1 protein-coding gene is annotated in these 1,746 nt (G+C 42.0%); it reads right to left on the reverse strand.

All coding sequences use genetic code 11. The features are described from left to right. Positions 1-400 precede the first annotated feature (400 nt). On the reverse strand, positions 401-1,570 hold the full coding sequence (locus GA0061081_RS11125) for a hypothetical protein (RefSeq protein ID WP_209435408.1): 1,170 nt from the start codon (positions 1,568-1,570) through the stop codon (positions 401-403). Positions 1,571-1,746: the final 176 nt, after the last annotated feature.

Below are 1,746 nucleotides of genomic sequence, written 5' to 3' on the forward strand. Positions count from 1 at the left end.
GATTAATTATGCGCTAGTTTTTTTGTTAAAATTTTATAAAGTTTTGTTAAGGCCTAAATCAGTTTACGTTTGTGTGCTTTGGGGAAGGGTTTTGGTGGTGTTTTTTGAATAAAAAAATAAAACTTTAATAAAATCAACACCTTTTCTAACCAATTTTTAGTGGGAATAAAGCCTTTTTTGGTTGGTGGATAGAATGAATTAGATGCAGTGGTTTCGGACGTTTGCAGTTTAGTGTTCACAATAGCTACCGTGACCACGTCCGAAATCTTACCGCGCTAAAATAGAATACCAATTTAAACCGCAAGCGCCCCAATTTCGCGAGAGCGCTGTTCTTTGTTAGATTGTCCTCTTGCACCATAATCACCCCTCGACCTCAGGATTAATAACCAAGAAATAAAAGCTAAGGTGCGATGCAAAGGGCATAACGATTGTAGCTGGTAATGCCGCTGTAGACGCCACCGTTGCCCGAGTAGACAGAAAGGCCATTGCTACCTGCAGAGTCGCTTGCCCAGGCATTGCCGTTGACGAAACCTGCATCAGCGTAGTGATACATGTGGCCCCATTCTGTGAAAAATCCTGCTCCTATTCGTCGCTGGTACCAATTATAAAATGAGTTAGGCGTAGCGCCATCTATGCCGTTTATACATGGAAAGTCGGTATTAACACCACATTTCGCGTTAGTTAACTCCCTGACTTGTGGTACACGATAACCCAAACGACTACACCAAGATATTTGGTCAGACTGATAACCCAGTTGGTTACCCCGATTGACGAACCACTGCTTTAACACAAATCCGTACCTCACCTCATTACCATAACTATCCCTACCGACCAACTCAAAGGTCTGCGGCAAAGATGGCAGTATTAAAGGACTAGGATTAGCTGCGTTTATCTGAGCATCACTCGCCTTAGGACCATTTAACTTAACCCGTGCGACAATTTTTCCACTATCAGCACTAGGGATCCATCTGTCATTAGCTGTTACACTTGTCACGGTAGCCGTTATCCCACCACGCGTGACCGGAGACCATGTCAATTGACTTGCATAGACTCCACCTATAAGTAAATCAAAATACAATCCATCAGCACCTGTTGTCGGAAAATTTCGGTCATAAGATGATAAACTCGTTGACTGAGTTACAAAACCTTTTGTAGAGCTCCATATGTCAGATGGGCCGGCGAAGTGAGAATCGTCATTAAGACCATAAATAATAGCACCAGTGCCGCCAAAATACAAACTCGGCCTTGCGTAACAAACACGGACAACACTGTCCGGATTGATATAATATGTCACTGTTTGACCACTAAAATTGCTTGTATTCGGAGCTCCGTACTGTGTTTGTAAATATCCATCTGTATTACTTAATGTTACTTTATAAGGGGCACTACATATACTTAATGAATCACTACGACTGACAGTATTACCATCCCTATCAGTAAAATTTACCGATATATTCCCAGATGCCGTTACACCATTAGCGCCCTGACCATCTCCATCATCATCACCCCAATTACCTTGAGTGATTAAGTTACTTAAATTCACGGTATTCGCCCCAGACGGCACCAACATGTGTATATCATTAAAGGTACTTCCATTAACTAACTTTATTGGATTTGTCGGACTTGAAGTATTGGTTGATGGACTGATGGAACTACCATCAGGCAATTCAATAGTCAATAAACTATCCGCTGAAATTACCTTAGTTCGTCCCCCATCAAGCGTTAAATATGGCGCACTACCCTCAA

Source organism: Gilliamella bombicola (assembly GCF_900094945.1).
GTDB lineage: Bacteria > Pseudomonadota > Gammaproteobacteria > Enterobacterales > Orbaceae > Gilliamella > Gilliamella bombicola.